Source organism: Ramlibacter sp., assembly GCF_028291745.1.
Taxonomy (GTDB): domain Bacteria; phylum Pseudomonadota; class Gammaproteobacteria; order Burkholderiales; family Burkholderiaceae_C; genus Ramlibacter.
Window position 1 is genome coordinate 1 of the sequence record NZ_JAQGNQ010000115.1, and the last position, 18,309, is coordinate 18,309.

General features: G+C 67.5%; 20 protein-coding genes, 1 tRNA gene and 1 pseudogene. 20 read left to right on the forward strand and 2 right to left on the reverse strand.

Annotation, left to right across the window (positions count from 1 at the left end; all coding sequences use genetic code 11):
- The 3 genes and pseudogenes from JWP60_RS21535 to JWP60_RS21545 form a co-directional block, all read left to right on the forward strand.
- Window positions 1-209 (forward strand): annotated as a pseudogene (locus JWP60_RS21535) (hypothetical protein); the annotation flags it as partial.
- Window positions 206-1,003 carry an alpha/beta fold hydrolase gene (locus JWP60_RS21540; protein ID WP_299795855.1) on the forward strand — a complete coding sequence of 266 codons (798 nt, stop codon included), beginning with the start codon at window positions 206-208 and terminating at the stop codon, window positions 1,001-1,003. The pseudogene JWP60_RS21535 and the gene JWP60_RS21540, both read left to right, overlap by 4 nt.
- A 34-nt stretch (window positions 1,004-1,037) precedes the next feature.
- Window positions 1,038-2,132: an amidohydrolase family protein gene (locus tag JWP60_RS21545; RefSeq protein ID WP_299795858.1), complete on the forward strand. Its 1,095-nt coding sequence runs from the start codon at window positions 1,038-1,040 to the stop codon at window positions 2,130-2,132.
- A gap of 173 nt (window positions 2,133-2,305) precedes the next feature.
- Here the strand turns inward: JWP60_RS21545 and JWP60_RS21550 are convergent, their stop codons facing one another.
- Together JWP60_RS21550 and radC are read right to left on the reverse strand one after the other, a co-directional pair.
- Window positions 2,306-2,941 (reverse strand): Smr/MutS family protein, encoded by a 636-nt coding sequence (locus JWP60_RS21550; protein ID WP_299795860.1) that lies wholly within the window; start codon window positions 2,939-2,941, stop codon window positions 2,306-2,308.
- The gene (gene radC, locus JWP60_RS21555) at window positions 2,938-3,615 is read right to left on the reverse strand and encodes a DNA repair protein RadC (protein ID WP_299795863.1); all 678 of its coding nucleotides are present in this window, start codon (window positions 3,613-3,615) and stop codon (window positions 2,938-2,940) included. The genes JWP60_RS21550 and radC overlap by 4 nt, the downstream gene beginning before the upstream one ends.
- Before the next feature lie 54 nt (window positions 3,616-3,669).
- Here radC and JWP60_RS21560 point away from each other — a divergent pair, with 54 nt between their 5' ends.
- The 17 genes from JWP60_RS21560 to JWP60_RS21635 all read left to right on the forward strand — a co-directional run bounded on the left by JWP60_RS21560 (window position 3,670) and on the right by JWP60_RS21635 (window position 18,306).
- Complete coding sequence (locus JWP60_RS21560) at window positions 3,670-4,146, forward strand: FKBP-type peptidyl-prolyl cis-trans isomerase (protein ID WP_299795865.1); 477 nt, start codon at window positions 3,670-3,672, stop codon at window positions 4,144-4,146.
- On the forward strand, window positions 4,146-5,084 hold the full coding sequence (gene ispH, locus JWP60_RS21565; protein ID WP_299795867.1) for a 4-hydroxy-3-methylbut-2-enyl diphosphate reductase: 939 nt from the start codon (window positions 4,146-4,148) through the stop codon (window positions 5,082-5,084). Before JWP60_RS21560 ends, ispH begins: the two co-directional genes overlap by 1 nt.
- A 5-nt stretch (window positions 5,085-5,089) precedes the next feature.
- A complete protein-coding gene (locus JWP60_RS21570) occupies window positions 5,090-6,031 on the forward strand; it encodes a threonine/serine dehydratase (RefSeq protein ID WP_299795967.1) in 942 nt (313 codons plus the stop codon).
- Between the two features lie 49 nt (window positions 6,032-6,080).
- Window positions 6,081-7,391 (forward strand): serine--tRNA ligase, encoded by a 1,311-nt coding sequence (gene serS / locus JWP60_RS21575; protein ID WP_299795870.1) that lies wholly within the window; start codon window positions 6,081-6,083, stop codon window positions 7,389-7,391.
- 138 nt (window positions 7,392-7,529) lie between these two features.
- Window positions 7,530-8,336 carry a beta/gamma crystallin-related protein gene (locus JWP60_RS21580; RefSeq protein ID WP_299795873.1) on the forward strand — a complete coding sequence of 269 codons (807 nt, stop codon included), beginning with the start codon at window positions 7,530-7,532 and terminating at the stop codon, window positions 8,334-8,336.
- A 70-nt stretch (window positions 8,337-8,406) separates the two neighbouring features.
- Window positions 8,407-8,497, forward strand: a tRNA-Ser gene (locus JWP60_RS21585).
- 191 nt (window positions 8,498-8,688) lie between these two features.
- Window positions 8,689-9,960 (forward strand): site-specific integrase, encoded by a 1,272-nt coding sequence (locus JWP60_RS21590; RefSeq protein ID WP_299795876.1) that lies wholly within the window; start codon window positions 8,689-8,691, stop codon window positions 9,958-9,960.
- A 182-nt stretch (window positions 9,961-10,142) separates the two neighbouring features.
- Entirely contained in the window at window positions 10,143-10,397 is a 255-nt protein-coding gene (locus JWP60_RS21595) for a hypothetical protein (protein ID WP_299795878.1), read from the forward strand.
- Window positions 10,394-10,756, forward strand: a complete 363-nt coding sequence (locus JWP60_RS21600) for a hypothetical protein (RefSeq protein WP_299795881.1) — start codon at window positions 10,394-10,396, stop codon at window positions 10,754-10,756. The genes JWP60_RS21595 and JWP60_RS21600 overlap by 4 nt, the downstream gene beginning before the upstream one ends.
- 136 nt (window positions 10,757-10,892) lie before the next feature.
- On the forward strand, window positions 10,893-11,141 hold the full coding sequence (locus JWP60_RS21605; RefSeq protein ID WP_299795884.1) for a hypothetical protein: 249 nt from the start codon (window positions 10,893-10,895) through the stop codon (window positions 11,139-11,141).
- 140 nt (window positions 11,142-11,281) lie between these two features.
- A complete protein-coding gene (locus JWP60_RS26805) occupies window positions 11,282-11,773 on the forward strand; it encodes a helix-turn-helix domain-containing protein (RefSeq protein WP_363320946.1) in 492 nt (163 codons plus the stop codon).
- Window positions 11,773-12,567, forward strand: coding sequence for an ATP-binding protein (locus JWP60_RS21610; RefSeq protein ID WP_299795887.1), 795 nt, complete (start codon window positions 11,773-11,775; stop codon window positions 12,565-12,567). Before JWP60_RS26805 ends, JWP60_RS21610 begins: the two co-directional genes overlap by 1 nt.
- 233 nt (window positions 12,568-12,800) lie before the next feature.
- Window positions 12,801-13,295 carry a hypothetical protein gene (locus tag JWP60_RS21615; protein WP_299795890.1) on the forward strand — a complete coding sequence of 165 codons (495 nt, stop codon included), beginning with the start codon at window positions 12,801-12,803 and terminating at the stop codon, window positions 13,293-13,295.
- 60 nt (window positions 13,296-13,355) lie between these two features.
- A complete protein-coding gene (locus JWP60_RS21620) occupies window positions 13,356-14,306 on the forward strand; it encodes a hypothetical protein (RefSeq protein ID WP_299795892.1) in 951 nt (316 codons plus the stop codon).
- A 208-nt stretch (window positions 14,307-14,514) separates the two neighbouring features.
- Window positions 14,515-14,982 carry a hypothetical protein gene (locus JWP60_RS21625; RefSeq protein WP_299795895.1) on the forward strand — a complete coding sequence of 156 codons (468 nt, stop codon included), beginning with the start codon at window positions 14,515-14,517 and terminating at the stop codon, window positions 14,980-14,982.
- Between the two features lie 43 nt (window positions 14,983-15,025).
- A complete protein-coding gene (locus JWP60_RS21630; protein ID WP_299795898.1) occupies window positions 15,026-15,547 on the forward strand; it encodes a hypothetical protein in 522 nt (173 codons plus the stop codon).
- A gap of 5 nt (window positions 15,548-15,552) precedes the next feature.
- A complete protein-coding gene (locus JWP60_RS21635; RefSeq protein ID WP_299795901.1) occupies window positions 15,553-18,306 on the forward strand; it encodes a hypothetical protein in 2,754 nt (917 codons plus the stop codon).
- The last annotated feature ends 3 nt before the right edge of the window (window positions 18,307-18,309 follow it).

Here is an 18,309-nt window from a genome sequence, read left to right on the forward strand (position 1 = left end):
ACGTGACCAACAAGCTGGTGATCGCGGGCACCGTGGACAGCGTGGTGCAGCAGATCCTGCACTTTCGCGACCAGATCGGCGACTTCGGCACGCTGCTCTATGCCTGCCACGACTGGGTCGATCCGGCGCTGGGCAAGCGCTCCATGCAGCTGATGGCCGAACAGGTGATACCGCGCGTGAATGCGGCGATTGCAAAGGAGTCCGCATGAAAGTCGAAGGACTGCCCACGATCCGCGTCGGCACCCAGGATGTCGCCTGCCAGGTCGAAGGACCGCAACGCGCGCCCGCGCTGCTGCTGATTCATGGCGTGCTGGCCGACCATCGCGCGTGGGACGGCGTCGCCGAGCGCTTGAAGGAGCGCTTTCGTATCGTGCGCTACGACGTGCGCGGGCATGGCGGCAGCAGCGCGCCGCCGGCGCCGTATTCGCTGGAGCAACTGGCCGACGACGTGCCGCCGCTGCTCGATGCGCTCGGCCTCGACCAGGTGCACCTGGCCGGCACCTCCATGGGCGGCATGATCGGCCAGCAGGTCGGCATCCGCCACGGCAAGCGCCTGCTGTCGCTCACGCTGGCCAACAACGCCGCGCAGCAGGGCGCGCCCGCCGCCTGGGAGCAGCGCATCGAAGTCGCGCGCAGCGACGGCATCGAAGCGCTGGTGGAACCCACGGTGCAACGGTGGTTCACGCCGGGCTTCCTGCAGCAGCAGCCGCAGGAGGTCGAGCGCATCCGCGCCATCGTGCGCGGCACCAGCGTCGAGGGCTTCGCCGGCTGCGCCAGCGCCATCCGCAACATGGCGCAACTCCACCAGCTCGCCGCGATCCGCGTGCCCACGCTGGTGATCGTCGGCTCCGAAGACCAGGCCACGCCGCCCGCAGCCGGCAAGCAGATCGCCGATGCGATCGCGGGTGCGCAGCTGGTGACGCTGCCCGCGGCGCACCAGGCCGCCGTCGAAGTGCCGCAGGCCTTCTGCGATGCCTGGCTGGCATTCATCGCCCGGCTCTGATTTCCCCAACAACACAGCGACAGGAGACAAGACCATGACGAATCGCCGTTCCTTCCTTGCCGGCAGCGGCAGCGCGCTGGCGGGCCTGATGTTCTGCGGCTGCGGCCTGATGCACGCCAAGGCCGCGCGCGCGCAGGCGCCCGGTGCGCCCGCCGTGGTCCGCGGCCGCCGGCGCGTGAAGACCATCGACGTGCACGCGCACTGCTTCTTCCAGGACGCAATCGACCTGATGGGGCCCGATGCCAAGGCGGTGCTGCCGCCGGTGAAGGGCATCCCCGAGCACTTCATCGTGGTGGAAGACCGCCTGCGCGCGATGCAGGCGCAGGGCATCGACCTGCAGGTGCTGAGCATCAATCCCTTCTGGTACCGCAAGGACGTGGACACGGCGCGCGCCATCTGCAAGATCCACAACGACAAGCTGGCGCAGCTCTCGGCCACGCACCCCGACCACTTCGCGGCCTTCGCTTCGCTGGCCCTGCAGGATCCGCAGATCGCGGTGCAGCAGCTCGATGATGCGGTGCGCAAGCAGGGCCTGAAGGGCGCGGCCATCGGCGGCAGCTTCAACGGCACCGACTTCTCCGATCCCAGGTTCAATCCGGTCTGGGCGAAGGCGGAGGAGCTTGGCGTTCCGATCTTCATCCATCCGCAGAGCACGCCGCAGCTGGCACCGCGCTTCGGCAAGAACGGCTGGCTCTCCAACGTGATCGGCAATCCGCTGGACACGACCATCGCGCTGCAGCGCCTGATCTTCGACGGCACGCTGGACAAGTACCCGGACCTGAAGGTCCTGGCCGCGCACGGCGGCGGCTATTTCGGCTCGTATGCGCCGCGCTCGGACCGCGGCTGCTTCGTCTCGCCGAGCAACTGCAACCCCGAGGTCGTGCTGCGCAAGAAGCCCTCGGAATACCTGCGGCAGATCTACGTCGACTCGCTGGTGTTCACGCCCGAGGCGCTGCGCCACCTCGTCGCCGAAGCGGGCATCGGCCAGGTGATGATCGGCACCGACCATCCGATTCCGTGGGAAGAGCATCCCGTGGACGTGATCATGAACACGCCGAGCTTGTCGCCGGCGGATCGCGATGCGATCCTGGGCTTGAATGCGGCGCGCTTGTTGAACCTCAAGACCTGAAATCGGCTGCGCGCCGCGCCGGTGTTCGTGGGCGCCCCAATGGCGGAGTGCCTGCGGCAGCCCAGCCTACATGGGTTCCGTAGGCTGGGCTGGCGGAGCCACCCCAGCGATTCGGGGCGGTTTGCTGGGGTGCCTGCGGCAGCCCAGCCTACGAAGGGCGGCCGGCAGCGCTTTCAGGTCGGCACCAGCAACACCACCACCGCCCCCGCGCCCCCCTCATCCCCGCGCGCCTGCACGAACGCCAGCACCTCGCTCTTTTGCACCAGCCAGCTGTGCACCTTGCCTTTGAGCACCGGCGTCTTGCCCGGTGAACCCAGCCCCTTGCCGTGCACCACGCGCACGCAGCGCAGGCCGTGGCGCACGGCTTCGCGCAGGAAGGTCGCGAGTGCCTCGCGGGCGTCGTCGCGGCGCAGGCCGTGCAGGTCGATCTCCGACTGGATGCTCCAGAAGCCGCGACGCAGCTTGCGCGCGACGTCGATGCCCACGCCCGGGCGGCGGAAGCTCAGCGCGTCATCGGTCTCCAGCAGCGTGGAGGCATCGAATTCATCGCTGATCGATTCCTGCAGCACCCGCTGGTCATCGAGCTGGCGCTGCGCCGGGATCGGCGCCACCGGCTCCGGCGGGTGATGCACGCGGCCATGGTGCGGCAAGCGCTCCACCTTGCCGGCCGCGCGCTGGAACAGGTTGCGCTCGGCGTCGCTGCGACGCTGCGACTCGGCGCGCTTGGCGGCCTGTTCGCGCGCGACCCGCTCGCGCTCGGCGATCTGGTCGCGAATGCCCGCCAAGTCCTGCAGCGACTTCGCTTTCACAGCAGTCCTTTCTCGGCCATCGACAGGGCCTGGCCCGGCGCGACGATCACGTGATCGAGCACGCGCACGTCGACCAGTGCCAAGGCCGCCTTGAGCGTCTGCGTGAGCGCCTCGTCGGCGCGCGAAGGCTGCACCGTGCCGCTGGGATGGTTGTGGGCCAGCACCACGGCGGCGGCGTGGTGGTGCAGGGCTTTCAGGACGACTTCGCGCGGGTACACGCTGGTCTGAGTCAGCGTGCCGCGGAAGAGTTCTTCCATGGCGATCAAACGGTTCTGGGCATCGAGGAACAGGCCGGCAAACACTTCGTGCGGCCGGCGGCCCAGGTGCAATTGCAGGAAATTCTTCACGGCTTCCGGTGAGCCGAAGACCTCGCGCTGCTTCAGTTGTTCGGCCAGCGCGCGCCGGGCGAGCTCCAGCACCGCCAGCAACTCCGAGCGCTTGGCCGTCCCGCCCAGGCCATGGACGGTGCGCAGTTCCTCCCCGCTGGCATGCAGCAGGCCGGCGATGCCGCTGAAGCGCTGCAGCACTTCCTCGGCCATCTGGAAGACGCCGCGGCCTGGCGTGCCGGTGCGCAGCAGCAGGGCCAGCAGTTCGGTATCGCTCAAGGCGGCGGGGCCGCGCGCCAGCAGCTTTTCGCGCGGCCGGACATCGGCCGGCAGGTCTTTCAAAGCCATCCCCATGCCCTTGGCCCCCGACTTCTAGAATGTGGGCAGTTTATCGAGAGTTCCATGGCCGCCACCGTCCCCCGGGTCCAACCCGGCTCCTTCCTCACGCTGCATTACCGCCTTGCGGGACCGGGCGGGGACATCATCAACACCTTCGAGGGCAAACCCTCGACCCTGACCCTGGGCAACGGCGAGCTTTCGCCCGCCGTGGAGGAGCGCCTGCTGGGGCTGGAAGAGGGTGCCCGCACGCAGTTCGACATCCCCGCGGGCGAGGCCTTCGGCGAGCGCAACCCGGACATGCTGCAGTGGGTGGCGCGCAAGCTCCTCGTCCAGATGGGGGACCCGCACCAGACCTATGCGCCGGGCGAGGTCGTCAAGTTCCCCACGCCGGACGGCCTGGGCGAATACGCGGGCGCGGTGCGCCAGCTGGCGGCCGACGACGACGGCGACGGCCAGCCCGATGCGGTGCTGTTCGACTTCAACCATCCCCTGGCGGGCCAGCCCGTGACCTTCGAAGTCCAAGTGATCGGAGTGCTGTGATGGCCCACGGACCCGACGAGATCCTGCTGGCCGAGCCGCGCGGCTTCTGCGCCGGCGTCGACCGCGCCATCGACATCGTGGAGCGCGCGCTGGAGAAGTTCGGCGCGCCCATCTACGTGCGCCACGAGATCGTGCACAACACCTTCGTGGTGAACGACCTGAAGTCCAAGGGCGCGATCTTCATCGAGGACCTGGCGGAGGTGCCGCCCGGGGCGACGCTGGTCTTCTCGGCCCATGGCGTGAGCAAGGCGGTGCAGCAGGAGGCGCAGCAGCGCGGCTTCCAGATCTTCGATGCCACCTGCCCCCTGGTGACCAAGGTGCACATCGAGGTGGCCAAGCTCGCCCGGGAAGGCTACGAGTTCATCATGATCGGCCACAAGGGCCACCCCGAGGTGGAAGGCACCATGGGCCAGCTCGATCACGGCATCCACCTCGTGGAGGCAGTGGCCGACGTCGCGCAGGTGCAGCCCGGGCAGACGCAGCGGCTCGCGGTGGTGACGCAGACGACCCTCTCGGTCGACGATGCGGCGGAGATCATGACGGCCGTGAAGCAGCGCTTTCCCGCCGTGCGCCAGCCGAAGCAGCAGGACATCTGCTATGCCACGCAGAACCGGCAGGACGCGGTGAAGATGCTCGCGCGCGAAGTCGACGTGGTGATCGTCGTCGGCAGCCCCACCAGCTCCAACAGCAACCGGCTGGCCGAACTCTCGCGCAAGCTCGGCGTGCCCAGCTACATGGTGGACAGCCCGAGCGAACTGCAGCCGGAATGGCTCGAAGGCAAATCGCGCGTCGGCCTCACCGCCGGCGCCTCCGCCCCCGAGGTGCTGGTGCAAGACGTCATCGCCCGCATCAAGGCCCTCGGCGCGGTGGCGGTGCGCAGGATGGACGGCATCGTGGAAAGCGTGAAGTTCCCGTTGCCCAAGGGGCTGAAGCTTTGACCGCCCTGCAGCGCGAAGACATCCAGGCCGCCGCCGACCGCTTCGCCAGCGATGCGCGCGGCTTCATCCGCACGACGCCCCTGTGGAAACTCCCCGGCGCGGCGCTGGGCATCTCCTGCGCCGAGGTCTGGCTGAAGCTGGAGCACCTGCAGGTTGCCGGCAGCTTCAAGGCGCGCGGCATGTACAACCGCCTGCTGTCCAACCCCATTCCTGCCAGCGGCGTGATCGTGGCATCCGGCGGCAATGCCGGCATTGCAACCGCTGCCGCGGCCCGCGCATTGGGCGCGCCGTGCGAAGTGTTCGTTCCCACCGTCAGCAGTTCCGCCAAGCAGGAGAAGCTGCGGGAACTGGGCGCGCAGGTGGTGGTCACCGGCGCGGTGTATGCCGAGGCGCTGGAGGCCTGCCTGGCCCGCCAGCAACAGACCGGCGCCTTGCTCACGCACGCCTACGACCAGGCCGAGGTGGTGGCCGGGGCCGGCACCATCGCGATGGAGATCGAGGCGCAGGGCGGCGAGCCGCCGGACAGCGTGCTGGTCAGCGTCGGCGGTGGGGGGCTGGTCGCCGGTATCGCGGCCTGGTTCGAAGATCGCAGCGCCGTGATCGCGCTGGAGCCGGAACTTGCGCCCACGCTGCACCGGGCCCGCGAGCTGGGGCAGCCCGTCGATGTGACCGTCAGCGGCATCGCCGCCGATTCGCTGGGCGCGCGGCGTGTAGGCGCGATCGCCTGGGACGTTGCGCAGCGGCATGTGCGCGACGCGCTGCTCTTGTCCGATCCCGCCATCCGCGCCGCGCAACTCACGCTCTGGCGCGAGTTCAAGCTGGCCGTCGAACCGGCCGCCGCGCTGGGCCTGGCCGCGCTGCAAAGGGGCGCCTATGTGCCCAAGGGCGACGAGATCGTCGCGCTGGTGCTGTGCGGGGCGAACCTGGATCCGGCGACGCTCGCGTAGCCGACGCGGCGCGCAGCTCACCATGCAAGCGGCCGAATAAAATGCTGCGATGCTCGACGTCAACCTCCTTCGCAAAGACCTGAACTCGGTCGTCGCCCGCCTGCAGGCGCGCAAAAATCCGCAGCCGTACCTCGACGTCGCAGCGTTCCAGCGGCTGGAGGCCGAGCGCAAGACGATCCAGACGCGCACCGAAGAACTGCAGGCCAGGCGCAACCAGCTGTCCAAGCAGATCGGCCAGCTCAAGTCCAAGGGCGAATCGACCGACGCCGTGATGGCCGAAGTGGCGCAGGCCAAGACCGAGCTCGAACAATCGGCCGCGCGGCTGGAGCAGATCCAGCCCGAGATGCAGGCGCTGCTGCTGGCCATGCCCAACCTGCCGCACGAGAGCGTGCCCGTGGGCAGCGACGAGAGCGGCAACGTGGAAGTGCGCAAGTGGGGCACGCCGCGCCAATTCGACTTCGCGGTGAAGGACCACGTCGATCTCGGCGAGCCGCTGGGCCTGGACTTCGGGACCGGCGTCAAGTTGAGTGGTGCCCGCTTCACGGTGATGAAGGGCCAGATCGCGCGCCTGCATCGTGCACTTGCGCAATTCATGCTCGACGTGCAGACGCAGGAGCACGGCTACACCGAGTGCTACACGCCCTACATCGTCAACGAGGCGACGCTGCGCGGCACCGGCCAGCTGCCCAAGTTCGAGGCCGACCTGTTCGCGGTCAGCAAGGGCGGGCAGGAAGGCCTGGGCGCCGACGACCAGCAGTCGCTCTACCTCATTCCCACCAGCGAAGTGACGCTGACCAACTTCGTGCGCGACGAGGTGATCGCCGAGGCGCAACTGCCGCTGAAGATGACGGCCCACACACCGTGCTTCCGCTCGGAAGCGGGCAGCGCCGGCCGCGACACCCGCGGCATGATCCGCCAGCATCAATTCGACAAGGTCGAGATGGTGCAGGTGGTGCATCCCGAGAAGAGCTACGAAGCGCTGGAGCAAATGACCGGCCACGCCGAGGCCATCCTGCAAAAGCTCGGGCTGCCCTACCGCGTGATGCTGCTGTGCTCGGGCGACATGGGCTTCACCGCCGCCAAGACCTATGACCTGGAAGTCTGGCTGCCGGCGCAAGACACCTATCGCGAGATCAGCTCGGTCTCCAATTGCGAGGCCTTCCAGGCGCGCCGGCTGCAGGCGCGCTTCAAGAACGCGCAAGGCAAGAACGAGGTCGTGCACACCTTGAACGGTTCGGGCCTGGCGGTGGGGCGCACGCTGGTGGCGGTGCTCGAGAATTATCAGCAGGCGGACGGCAGCGTGGAGGTCCCGCAGGCGCTGCGCCCCTACCTCCGCGGCCTCGAACGGCTCGTCGCCTGACGAGGCGACGCGAAGCCGGCAACGCTGCCGTTGGCCGACGCGGCTCAGCGGAGGCCGCCTACACGTGCGCGCCGAACTTCTGGCCACCATGCAGCTCTGGGGTTCTCGACCCCACTGCTGAATGACAAGGAGCCACACATGGCAAAGCTGATCTTGAAGGCGGCGTTCGCTGCTTCCGCAATGGTCCTCGCCTCGCAGGCGATGGCCCAGATCGTCATCTATGAGCGCGAGGGCTTCCACGGGCGCTCGGTCGCCATCAACGGCGAAATGCGCAATGTCGAACGGCGCGCACTCGGCGACACCGCGGCCTCTGCCGTGGTGGAGCACGGACGCTGGGAAGTGTGCGAGCGGCCGCGCTTCGAGGGCCAGTGCGCCGTGCTGCGCCGGGGCAACTACCCCGACCTGCGAAGCACCGGCTTGCAGTGGAACATCGCGTCGATCCGTCCCGCCCAGGAGGGCCGCCGCTATGACCTGGAGCCGCAGGCTTCGGCGGGCGACGACTACGCCTACCGCCGCCGCGCCAGCGAGCGCACGCGGGAGGTTCCGATCCGCGACGTGCGGGCGATCATGGGCGCGGCGAACCAGCGCTGCTGGGTGGAGCGCCAGAACGTTCCCGTTGCCAATTCGAATGCCAACGTCGGCGGTGCAGTGGCCGGCGCACTGATCGGCGGCATCCTCGGGCACCAGGTCGGCAACGGTCGCGGCAGGGATGTGGCGACGGGGGTTGGTGCGGTTGCGGGTGCAGTGACCGGCAACAACCTCGCGGGCAACTCGGGTCCTGCCTATGCGAGCCAGGACGTCCAGCGTTGCCAGACCGTGCAAGGCACGCCGGCCTACTACGACGTTTCGTACGACTTCCGCGGGGTGCGTCATACCGTTCAGATGAGCGCACCGCCGGCCGGCAACACGATCATCGTCAACGAGCGCGGCGAACCGCGGATGTAGTGGCCTCTCCGGCGGCGTGCCGCCGGAGTGCGCTAGAATTGCCGCCTTCGCACCACGCGAACCGAATTCAGGAGCGGTGGCAGAGTGGTCGAATGCGCCGGACTCGAAATCCGGTGTACGGTTATGCCGTACCGTGGGTTCGAATCCCACCTGCTCCGCCAGGACAATCCCCCGCTAACGTGCACCAAGGTGCCGTTAGCGTGCAGCGGGAAAAGTCCTAAGTCATTGATTTGACGACGTTTTCTCCCTCCCCCACACTCGCTAACGTGCACTGAACGCACGGCAACGTGCGCCATGCAGTCGCCAATTTTTGGCGGACAGGCTGGCGGACAGAACTGCGAGGGGAGATGCCATGGCCGAGAAACTGCTCACCGTCCGTGAGGTGCAAACCGCAGGTGAGGGCGACCAGAGCGACGGCGGCGGCCTGATGCTGCGTGTGCGCGGCGCCTCCTGCTCCTGGGTGCTCAGGTTCACGGCGCCGTCCGGCCGCCGGCGCGAGATGGGCCTGGGCACTGCGCGCCGTGGCAACTCCAAGGACACCGGCGAGAGCCTCACGGCGGCCCGGGACGCGGCCGCCAAGGCGCGCGCCCAGCTGCAGGCGGGGGTAGACCCGATCGACGCGCGTGAGGGCCGGCGCGAAGCCGCCAAGCAGGCGGAGGCGGCCACCAAGGTGCAAAAGAAGCGCGAGCAGCTCACGCTAGCGCGCGCCGCCCGCGACTACCACGAGCGCGTCATCGAGCCCCGGCTGAGCACGAAGCACGCTGCGCAGTGGATCGCGTCCCTGGAGAACCACTTGTCGGCCGAGATCTGGCACAAGCCGATCGCGCAGATGGAGGCCCCTGAGCTGCTGGCCGCGCTGGCGGGCGTGCGGTCCATCGAGGTGAAGGATGGACGCGTGCCCGAGACGTTGCGCCGCATCCGCCAGCGCTTGGATGCCGTGTTCGAAGATGCCGTTTTTCACAAGCACTGCACCACCAACCCTGCGGCGGCGGTCCGGCGCAAGATGCGCGAGACGCTGCCCGCCACGCGCGCCGGCAAGTTCAAGGCGCTGGACTACCGCGAGGCGCCCGCCTTCATGGCCCGGCTGCGCGCCGCCGAGGGGATCAGTGCCCGAGCCCTGGAATTTGCACTGCTCTGCGCAGCGCGCACAGGTGAGGTGCTGGGCGCCGCTTGGTCGGAGTTCGATCTGCAGGAGGGAACCTGGGTCATTCCCGCAGCGCGCATGAAGGCCGGCGAGGACCACCTAGTGCACTTGTCCCAGCGCGCCCGCGAGCTCGTGGCCGGCCAGATCGGTCTGCACCAGGCGCTGCTATTCCCCTCGTTCGTGAAGCCCGGGAAGGCGATGTCGAACATGGCGCTGCTGGCCACCCTTGACCGCTTGGGCGTGCGCGACGCGACAACGGTGCACGGCTTGTGCCGCGCCACGTTCAGCACCTGGGCAAACGAGACTGCGGCCGCGCGCCCCGACGTCATCGAGGCGTGCCTCGCGCACAAGGAAGCCGACCGCGTGAAGGCAGCCTACAACCGCGCGCAGTTCACCGAGGAGCGTCGCGCCCTCATGGAAGCCTGGGCACAGTACCTTGCCAACCCGCGCAGCAACGTGGTGCCGTTGCGGGCGGCGTGACCCTTCGGTATAGTCAACGCAGCTAACGGGCAACTGCACGTTAAACGGACCCCCGGATCCATATCCCGGGCGCTCGACGGGAGCTGTGAGGCGCAACACCTGCCGCCCACGCCTGTCGGTTAAAGCGGTTGCGCAGCCCCATTCGGTGGGGGCTAGCTGGTGGACCTTCAGCGTCCAAACCAGTGAACACCGACACCCCTATCCTCCTCACCGACGAACAAAGCGCCGCCGCCTTTCACGTCAGCAAGCGCAAGTTTCACGAGCTGCAGAGCGAGCCGTGGATGCCGCGACCGGTAGCCCTCGGCCCGCGGCTCCTGCGCTGGTCGCGCACCGAGCTGGAAGCGGCGGTGGCCCGCATGCCCCGCCAGACCGAACGCACCGAGCCCGCGGAGCTGGCGCGCGCCCGCATCGACCGCATAAAAGACGGTGCGACGTGAGCAAGTATCTCGTCTCCGACTTTTCGCTGGCGGCGATGGAGGAGCGTGTCGTGCCGGTCCTGGGCCACCCGCTGGCCGACCTGCTGCTCGAGTTGGACTTCCCCCTTTACGACTACCACACGGTGGAGGGTGGGCGCTTCTGGCACGCCGAGACCGTGCGCAAGGCCGTCGCCCTCATCACCCTCGGGGAGTTCTGCTCCCGGCCGATCGCGCTGCGCAATATGGTCCGGATCTTCCAGTTGATTCGTAGCGCCGGCGGCAATCCGGAACTGAACGAATCCGAGGCGCGCATGGCGGCGCTGCAGCACACGATCGATGCCCGCCTGAAGAGGATATTCGCCGACTGGCCAGCGGGTTGACGAGCCCGTGCACGCGACCCGCGAACGTGCGCCTTACCTTGTCCAAAGCGGGTCCAAAGCGGGTCCAAAGCCGTGCACGCGAAACGCGAAACGGCCCCGAGACTCGCCAGAGATCGCTGAAGAAGGAACCAAACCCATGATCCCCAGCAAGCCACTGATGATGTCCATGCGCTCCCTTATGGAAATGCTCGGCATCAAGTCGCGGCAGACCATCTACGCGCGCATGCGTAGTGATCCCGCGTTTCCGCGGCCCGTGCGCGGAACGCGCGGAGCACGCTCGATGTGGCGAATCGCCCAGATCGAGCGCTACGTCGAATCGCTGCCGGAGGCGACCTTCGCTGGCGCCAATTGCGAGGCGCGCAGCAATGTCGAAGACCTGCTCTGAAAAGGAAAAAGCCCGGGGACAAGCCGGGCCTTTTCGTATGACATCCCGTCGACGCGAACCAACGGAGAAGCCATTGTGGCCGATGAACACCTGACGCGCAAGACCGACCAGCGCGGGGCTCGATCATGAGCCTCGAAGCGATGAAAGCGGTTTGGGACGCGGACATCCAGCCTGCAGCGCTGAAGCTGGTTGCCCTGTGCCTGGCGGACACCGCTAACCCTGACACCGGCGAGATGTGGCCCAGCTTCACCACGCTCGCCAAGCGTTGCAGCATGTCCCGCACACACGTAAAGCGCTTGATCAGCGAGCTGGAGGAAAAGCAGCTGCTGGTCAAGGTGCGATCGTCAAGCGGTGGGCGCGGGACCGGCTGCACCAACGCCTTCGCCTTCAACCCGGAACGTCTATGTACCGGGTACATGCGTGAACCCGGTACATCCATGGACCCCCACCCGGCACATTGGTGGACCGGCACCCGGCACACGGATGGACCGGCACCCGGCACACGGATGGACCCCAAACCCAAGGGATCCCGAAGGGAGCCCCCATTGAACGCAAGGGGCGGGGGCTTCCGCCCCCCGGCTGACGCCGGGGGCGGGCCCCGCCCGGGGAAGAACGCGTGGACGGAGCTGTGATGGACGAATTCGAACTCATCGCACTGGAGTACGAGCGTCTCCACCCAGCACCCCCTCCACCTCCCGCGCCGACGCCGGAGCAAATCGAAGCAGCGCGAATCCGCGCAGCGGAAGAAAAACGCAAACGGCAGCGGCGCGAGCTAGAAGAAGCCGAACGCGCATGGAAAGCCGAGTACATCTCGGCAAGCGGCGTGCCGCAGAATTTCTTGCACAAGTCCTTCCGGGATTTCGACGCGACGACGACCGAGCAACAAGTGGCTGTCGGGGCCTGCGAGGAGTTCATCGCCACATGGTGGACGTCGATGAAAGCCGGCGATTACAGCTCGCTCTGGTTCCTGGGGCCGCCCGGCACAGGAAAAACTCGCCTCGCCAGCGCGCTCGTCACGGCGCTGCACCTCGAGGATGGGGTGACCGCTAGGCTGATCACGCCGAAGCGGCTTATCGGCCGTCTGCGCGATACCTGGGGGCGGGGCGCGAGGGAAAGAGAGGCTGACGTACTGGCTGAATTCGCGGAGGTGGAAGTGCTGGTGCTCGATGACGTCGGCACCAGCTGGGGTTCGCCGGCGGAGGTGCTGCAGCTGTTCGAAGTGATCGATCTTCGGTATGCGAAGGGCCATCCCACATTGCTCACGAGCAACCTGCAGCCCCACCAGCTGAAAGACGTGCTCGGTGATCGGGCCTACGACCGGTTGCGACACGGTGCAAAGGTGGTCCCCCTGACAGGCGAGAGCTACCGCCGGCCGGGCCCTTCAACTGCTTCGCACGCCCGAGGGCTGCTGAGCCCCAGCGCCTGACGACGGCCCTACGTATGCGCGCTCAGTTTTCCAATTGCCCGGCATCGCCCGCGCGTACGCGCGCACGCGAGAGGACCCTCCAATCCGGCGGCATCGCCCGCGTGTGCGCGCGTGAGGCGGTGGGTTCGAAGGACAGGGCCTCCGCCAAGCCGCTAGCCTGCACGCAGTTTTTTACGTCCAGCGGTTGTCCGTCCGCCAGCCAGTCCCCGCTGGTGGCGAAACCGAGCGCCTAAATGCGCGCGAGCCACGACGCCTTCAGCACCTTGAGCCGCATCTATCGCGTGCTGGGTGCTGTGGCGGGCGTGCCGCAGTTGCCCGCCGATCAGCGCGCTGAGATCTTGGAGCTGTTGCCCCAGACGTTCGAGCTAGCGCGCGCGGCCAGCAGTCGGCCGATCGTCTTCCGACCGGACCTCACGCCCGACTGGTGGTGGGTGGGCCACGAGGGCCGCGAGCAGCGGCTGCACAACCCCACGATAGGCCTGCGAGCGGCGCACGGCGTACTGACCGGCGAGAGCCCTCCATGCAGCGCGCTAGCTGCACCTGGCGCTGCGAACCCGGGCCGTGTCGTGCGCCGGGCGGTCTGCCACACGGCGGCGGCCTGGGCCGAAGACGTGGCGCGCTGCCCTGAACTGGCTTCAGCGCTCCGTTCGATGCGAGTGGTCGGCACGCCGCAACGCCTTCAGTACGCAGCGCGCGCCAGCGCGCCCAAGTTCCTTTTGGGTTCCTAGAGCTTCACGGCGTGGATGCGCGGCGAGACCATTGCGCATCGCAAACCGAAGAGGCCGCCCATGGCGACGAAACAGGAAATCTTTGACCTTCTGATCGGCCGGACCCAGAGCCAGCTGAAAGGCTTGGACGATCGCCACAACCAGCTGCTCGATCAGCTCGCCGACGATCCGGCGCTGCTGGACCAGACCGGCGATACGGCGCCCGCGACGGAAATGATGTTGAACCGTGCGCAGGCTGGGTCGCTGCAGCAGCAGCTGGTCGGCCTGGTCGAACGACGCGACGATGCCGCGGCCCACGCCGCAGAAGACCTCGCACGCTCGCGCCGCGAGCAATTCCGCGACGACACCGTCACGAAGGCCGATCGGCTGCGCGCGAACGCACAGCGTCGGGTGAAGCTCGGCGAGGCCGCGGACAAGGCATTGAGGGCCCTCGGCGCCGCGCTCGAGGAAATCCATTCCCTCAACGCGCAGATCCGTCGCGACGGAGTCGAGGTGGCGCGACTGGCCCACATCGGCGTTCCAAATGAAGGCCATCGCCATGGAGACGCAGTTGCGCACCTCGGCAACGAGATCGAAGGTGCGGCGGCGAATGCGCTGGTGCACATGCTCCTGCACCACGGCATCGGCACCACTGGTATCCGGGCTGACCTGCTTTTTGGCAACCTGAGCGGGGCGGTGCACGCAGAGTCCATTGAAGGCGCGTTCGAGTGCGCGGCGAATCGCATCCAGCAGCTTTCCGCCCGTTGGATGCATAGCGCGTTCGGCCCCAGCGAGGCGCACCCGCCGCAGACGCTGCGCGTGCGGGCCACAAAGGAAGGCTGGGATGGCCTTCACATCCGCACGGTCGGGGAAATTTTCGACTTCGAGGTCATTGACGAGCACGAGATCGGCTCGTGGATGGAGCTGGCCGAGGGTGCGGAGCTCACGAAGCCGCCGCCACCGCCGGCGCTGACCCTCGACCAGCTGCGCCAGATGAATCCGGGCGGGACTGTGAGAGAGGTCAAAGTATGAAAGTCCGATGCCTGCGCAAAGGCTTCGACGGGCTGGCCCTGCGAGAGCCGGGTGACATCTTCGAGCTTCCCGATTCGACCCCACCGTGGGATGGCCGCACCGAACCCACGGCGCAAGAACGCTTCGATGGGGCCGCGCCGGGGCCCTGGTGGGAAAAGATCGAGGAACGCACTTCCGCGCAGGGCGGCAAGAAACGGAGCCCCACACCATGACCGACATCACCGCCCGCCATCGGTCGGATCAGAGCATCGTCCAGCGCTTCAAGGATATGGGCGACAGCACCTGGGCGGCCGTAATTGCGCTCGGCGGCAACGGCTACCCTTCGCAGTCGACGCCTGTGCACGCCGCTTCGGGCAGCGTCGCCGCGAGCGCTACGACGGCGACGCTGCCCGGTGCCGCCGGCAAAACCACGTACATCACCGGATTCGAAGTCACAGGTGCCGGCGCCACCGCGGCGTCCGTGATCGCGATCACCGTCACCGGCTTGCTGGGTGGCACCGAGACCTACATCATGGCCATCCCAGCGGGGGCCGCGGTCGGCGCCACTCCCTTGAGCGTGCAATTCGCAGTGCCGGTGCCCGCGAGCGCAGTGAACACTTCGGTCGTCGTCAACGTGCCGTCATTCGGCGCCGGCAACACGAACGCCGCCGTCGTCGCGCACGGCTTCCAGCTCTAAAAGGCGTGCCACCGGGCACGACGATTCAATAGGAAAGCATCACATGGCGTTCATTGCCCCAGCGCTCCCCTACATCGGCATGGCGCTAGCCGCTTACAGCGCCTATTCGGGCAGCCAAGCCAACAAGAGCGCCGCCAACATTCAGGCCCAAGTCGCTGCAAACAACGCGAAGATGGCCGAATACCAAACCGAGGACGCGACGGCACGTGGCGATCAGGCTGCGCAAGCCCAAGGCATGCGGACAGATCGGCTGAAGGGCACGCAGCGCGCGGCGCTGGCGTCCAACGGCGTGGATCTGGGCCAAGGTTCGGCCGTGCAGATCCTGAGCGACACCGACTACTTCGGCCAGGTGGACAAGACCACCATCCTCGACAACGCTGCGCGCGAGGCCTGGAGCTATCGCGCGCAAGGGGCGAACTTCGACGCCAACGCGAGCATCTTGCGAAACCGAGCGAATGCTGAAAACCCCTGGCTGGCCGCCGGCACTTCCTTTCTCGGGTCGGCCACCCGGGTCGCGCCCAGCTGGTACGCGGGCATGGGTACCACCATGGGATCGAGCTACTGATGGCAATGCGTGTCCCCACCGTCGACGGCCCGAGCGTCGCCGAGCAGCCACTACCCGCGGTCCGCGAGAGCAGCGTCGCCTCCGGCGACCTGCTTGGCGCTTCGGCGCGGCAGATGGGCGCATTCGGCGATGCAGCGCTGAACCTGGGCGTCAAAATAAACCAAGAGCTAGCCGTAACCGCGGCGAAGGATGCCGACATCCGGTTCGCGCAGGGCCTGACCGATCGGCTGTTCAACCCCGAGACCGGATACATGGTGCGCAAGGGCCGCGATGCAGTCGACGCGTACCAGGGCACCGTCGAAGGCATCCAGACCCTGCAGCGCCAGATCCTCGATGGCGTGAACGACCCAGTGGCGCGCAAGATGGCGCAACAGTCGTTTGCCCAACGCGCGAACGAAGCGATACACACCCTGTCTCGCCACGCAGATACCGAAACACGGGAGTGGAAGCTGCAGACCAGCGAGTCGCGCGCCACCACGAGCATACTGACCGCCGCAAATGATCCGAGCAATCCGGAGGCGTTCATCAGCGGACTATCGACTGCGATGCACGAAGCCGAGGCCCAGGGCAAGATTCATGGGTGGGACCCTGAGACCACCGCGGTGCAGACGCAGAAATACGTCGACTACGCCTATGAGCAACGCTACACCTCGTGGGGCGGCAAAGATCCAGTCGCAGCGTTGACGCACTTCGCGACCTCAGGCGGCGCGAGAATGACACCACTTGCGCGCGAAAACATCCGCAACAAGCTATTCCAACAGGCGGCGCCGGTGCTGGCCGACGAACTGAACGCCACCGGCGGCGCCGGCGTGCTCCCGACCGCGCCCCCCGCACCGGACGGAACGCCTGCAGCTCAGGCGCCCCGCGGCATCCGCAACAACAACCCGGGCAACATCGTGAAGACCGACCGCCCGTGGCAGGGCGAGATGCTGGGCAACGATCCGCGCTATTCGTCTTTCGACACGCCGGAAGCTGGCATCCGAGCCCTGGCGAAGACGCTCACCACCTACGGCGAGAAGTACGGCCTGAACACGGTGCAGAGCATCATCGCCCGCTGGGCGCCGGCCAGCGAGAACGACACCGGCGCCTACGTCAACGCCGTCGCGGGACAACTTGGCGTCGGCCCGACGCAGCCGCTCGATCTGAAGAACCCGGCGACGATGAGCGGGCTGGTGCAGGCAATCGTGAAGCACGAGAACGGCACGCAGCCCTACTCCGATGAGCAGATCGCCCACGGTATTGGGGCGGCGGGCAATGCGGCTGGCACGCCGGCGAACCTGCCTGCACCCACGGCATTGCGTGGGTACGCGGGCCCAACCGGTCATCCGTTGATCGATGTGCTGCCGCCGGCGGAGCGCGAGCGGGTGGTCCAGATGGCGCGCACGCAAGGCGCTCAGGCAATGGCCGAAGCGCGCGAGCAGTTGAAGGGACGCGTTCAGGACACGCAGGCCGAATACCTGGCCACCGGCACCGCGAGTCACCCGCCGGCGGAGGCGGATTTCATTCGCGCATACGGGCAGGGCGAGGGGCCGCAGCGGTACCGCGAACTGCAGGACGTGGCTGCCCTGGGGCGCCAGGTGCAGCAAGTACGCAACCTGCCGGCGGTGCAGATCGATCAGATGCTGCAGCAGGCGAAGCCGCCGATCGGCGACGGATTCGCCTTGCATGAGCGCAACTACGAGGTGCTGACGCGCGCCGCGCAACAGGTGGTTGACGCAAGGCAGAAGGACCCCGTCGATTACGCGCTCCGCAGCGGCATGTACAACATCAAGCCGCTCACGAGTCTGGAGCCCCAGGCACTCAGCGCAGAGATGCCCCGGCGTGCCGCGGCGGCCGCGCGTATCTCGGCCGACTACGGCACGCCGGTGTCACTGCTGACTGTGCCCGAGGCAAAGGCCATGTCGGCGCAGTTGAAAGCTGCGCCGGTGGAAGCGCAGAAGCAGATCCTCGGCGCGCTTTCCACCAGCGTCGGCGACATCGACCTCTACAAACGCACGATGCAGGCGATCGCGCCCGACAACCCCGTCATCGCAATGGCAGGCGTTCACCAGGCGCAGCAGCACACCCTCACCGACGGCCGTGATGTGGCGGACCTGATGCTGCGCGGCCAGGCCATCCTGACGCCGAACACAAAGACCGACGGCAGCGGCCACGAGGGCGGCCGGTCGCTCGTGAAGATGCCCGAAGAGAAGCTGATGCTCTCCGACTTCAATGCCGTGACCGGGGACGCGTTCAAGGGCCGCGAGCAGGCGGCAGACCTGTTCTACCAGGGCGCCAAGGCGATCTATGCGGCTCGCAGCGCCGAGGACGGCGACTACTCTGGCGTCATCGATTCGAGGCGCTGGAAGTCCGCGATCCAACTCGCCACCGGGGGCGTGCAGTCACACAACGGCAGCAAGATCGTGATGCCGTATGGCATGACCTACGACACCTTCCAGAACACGCTGGCGGATCGCACAACGCAGCTCGCCCAGACGTCGCCTCCGCTGAATGCCAGCGCCCCCGATCTGCTTCGGCTGCCGCTGGAGAACTACGGCGACGGCAAGTACCTGTTTCGGCGCGGCGCGGGCTATGTGGTTGACCAGAACGGGCGGCCACTGATCGTGGACGTGAACCCCAGGGCCGGCGAAAGCGGCGGCAAGCCCGCGTTCACCGGCGAGAGCAGCCAGGCGGTCCCGCGCGCCCCTCGGCAGCGCCAGAGCACGCTCGGCGTACCCACGAACGCGGGCGGCGCTGCATTCGTCTACCCGAGGCCCTGATCG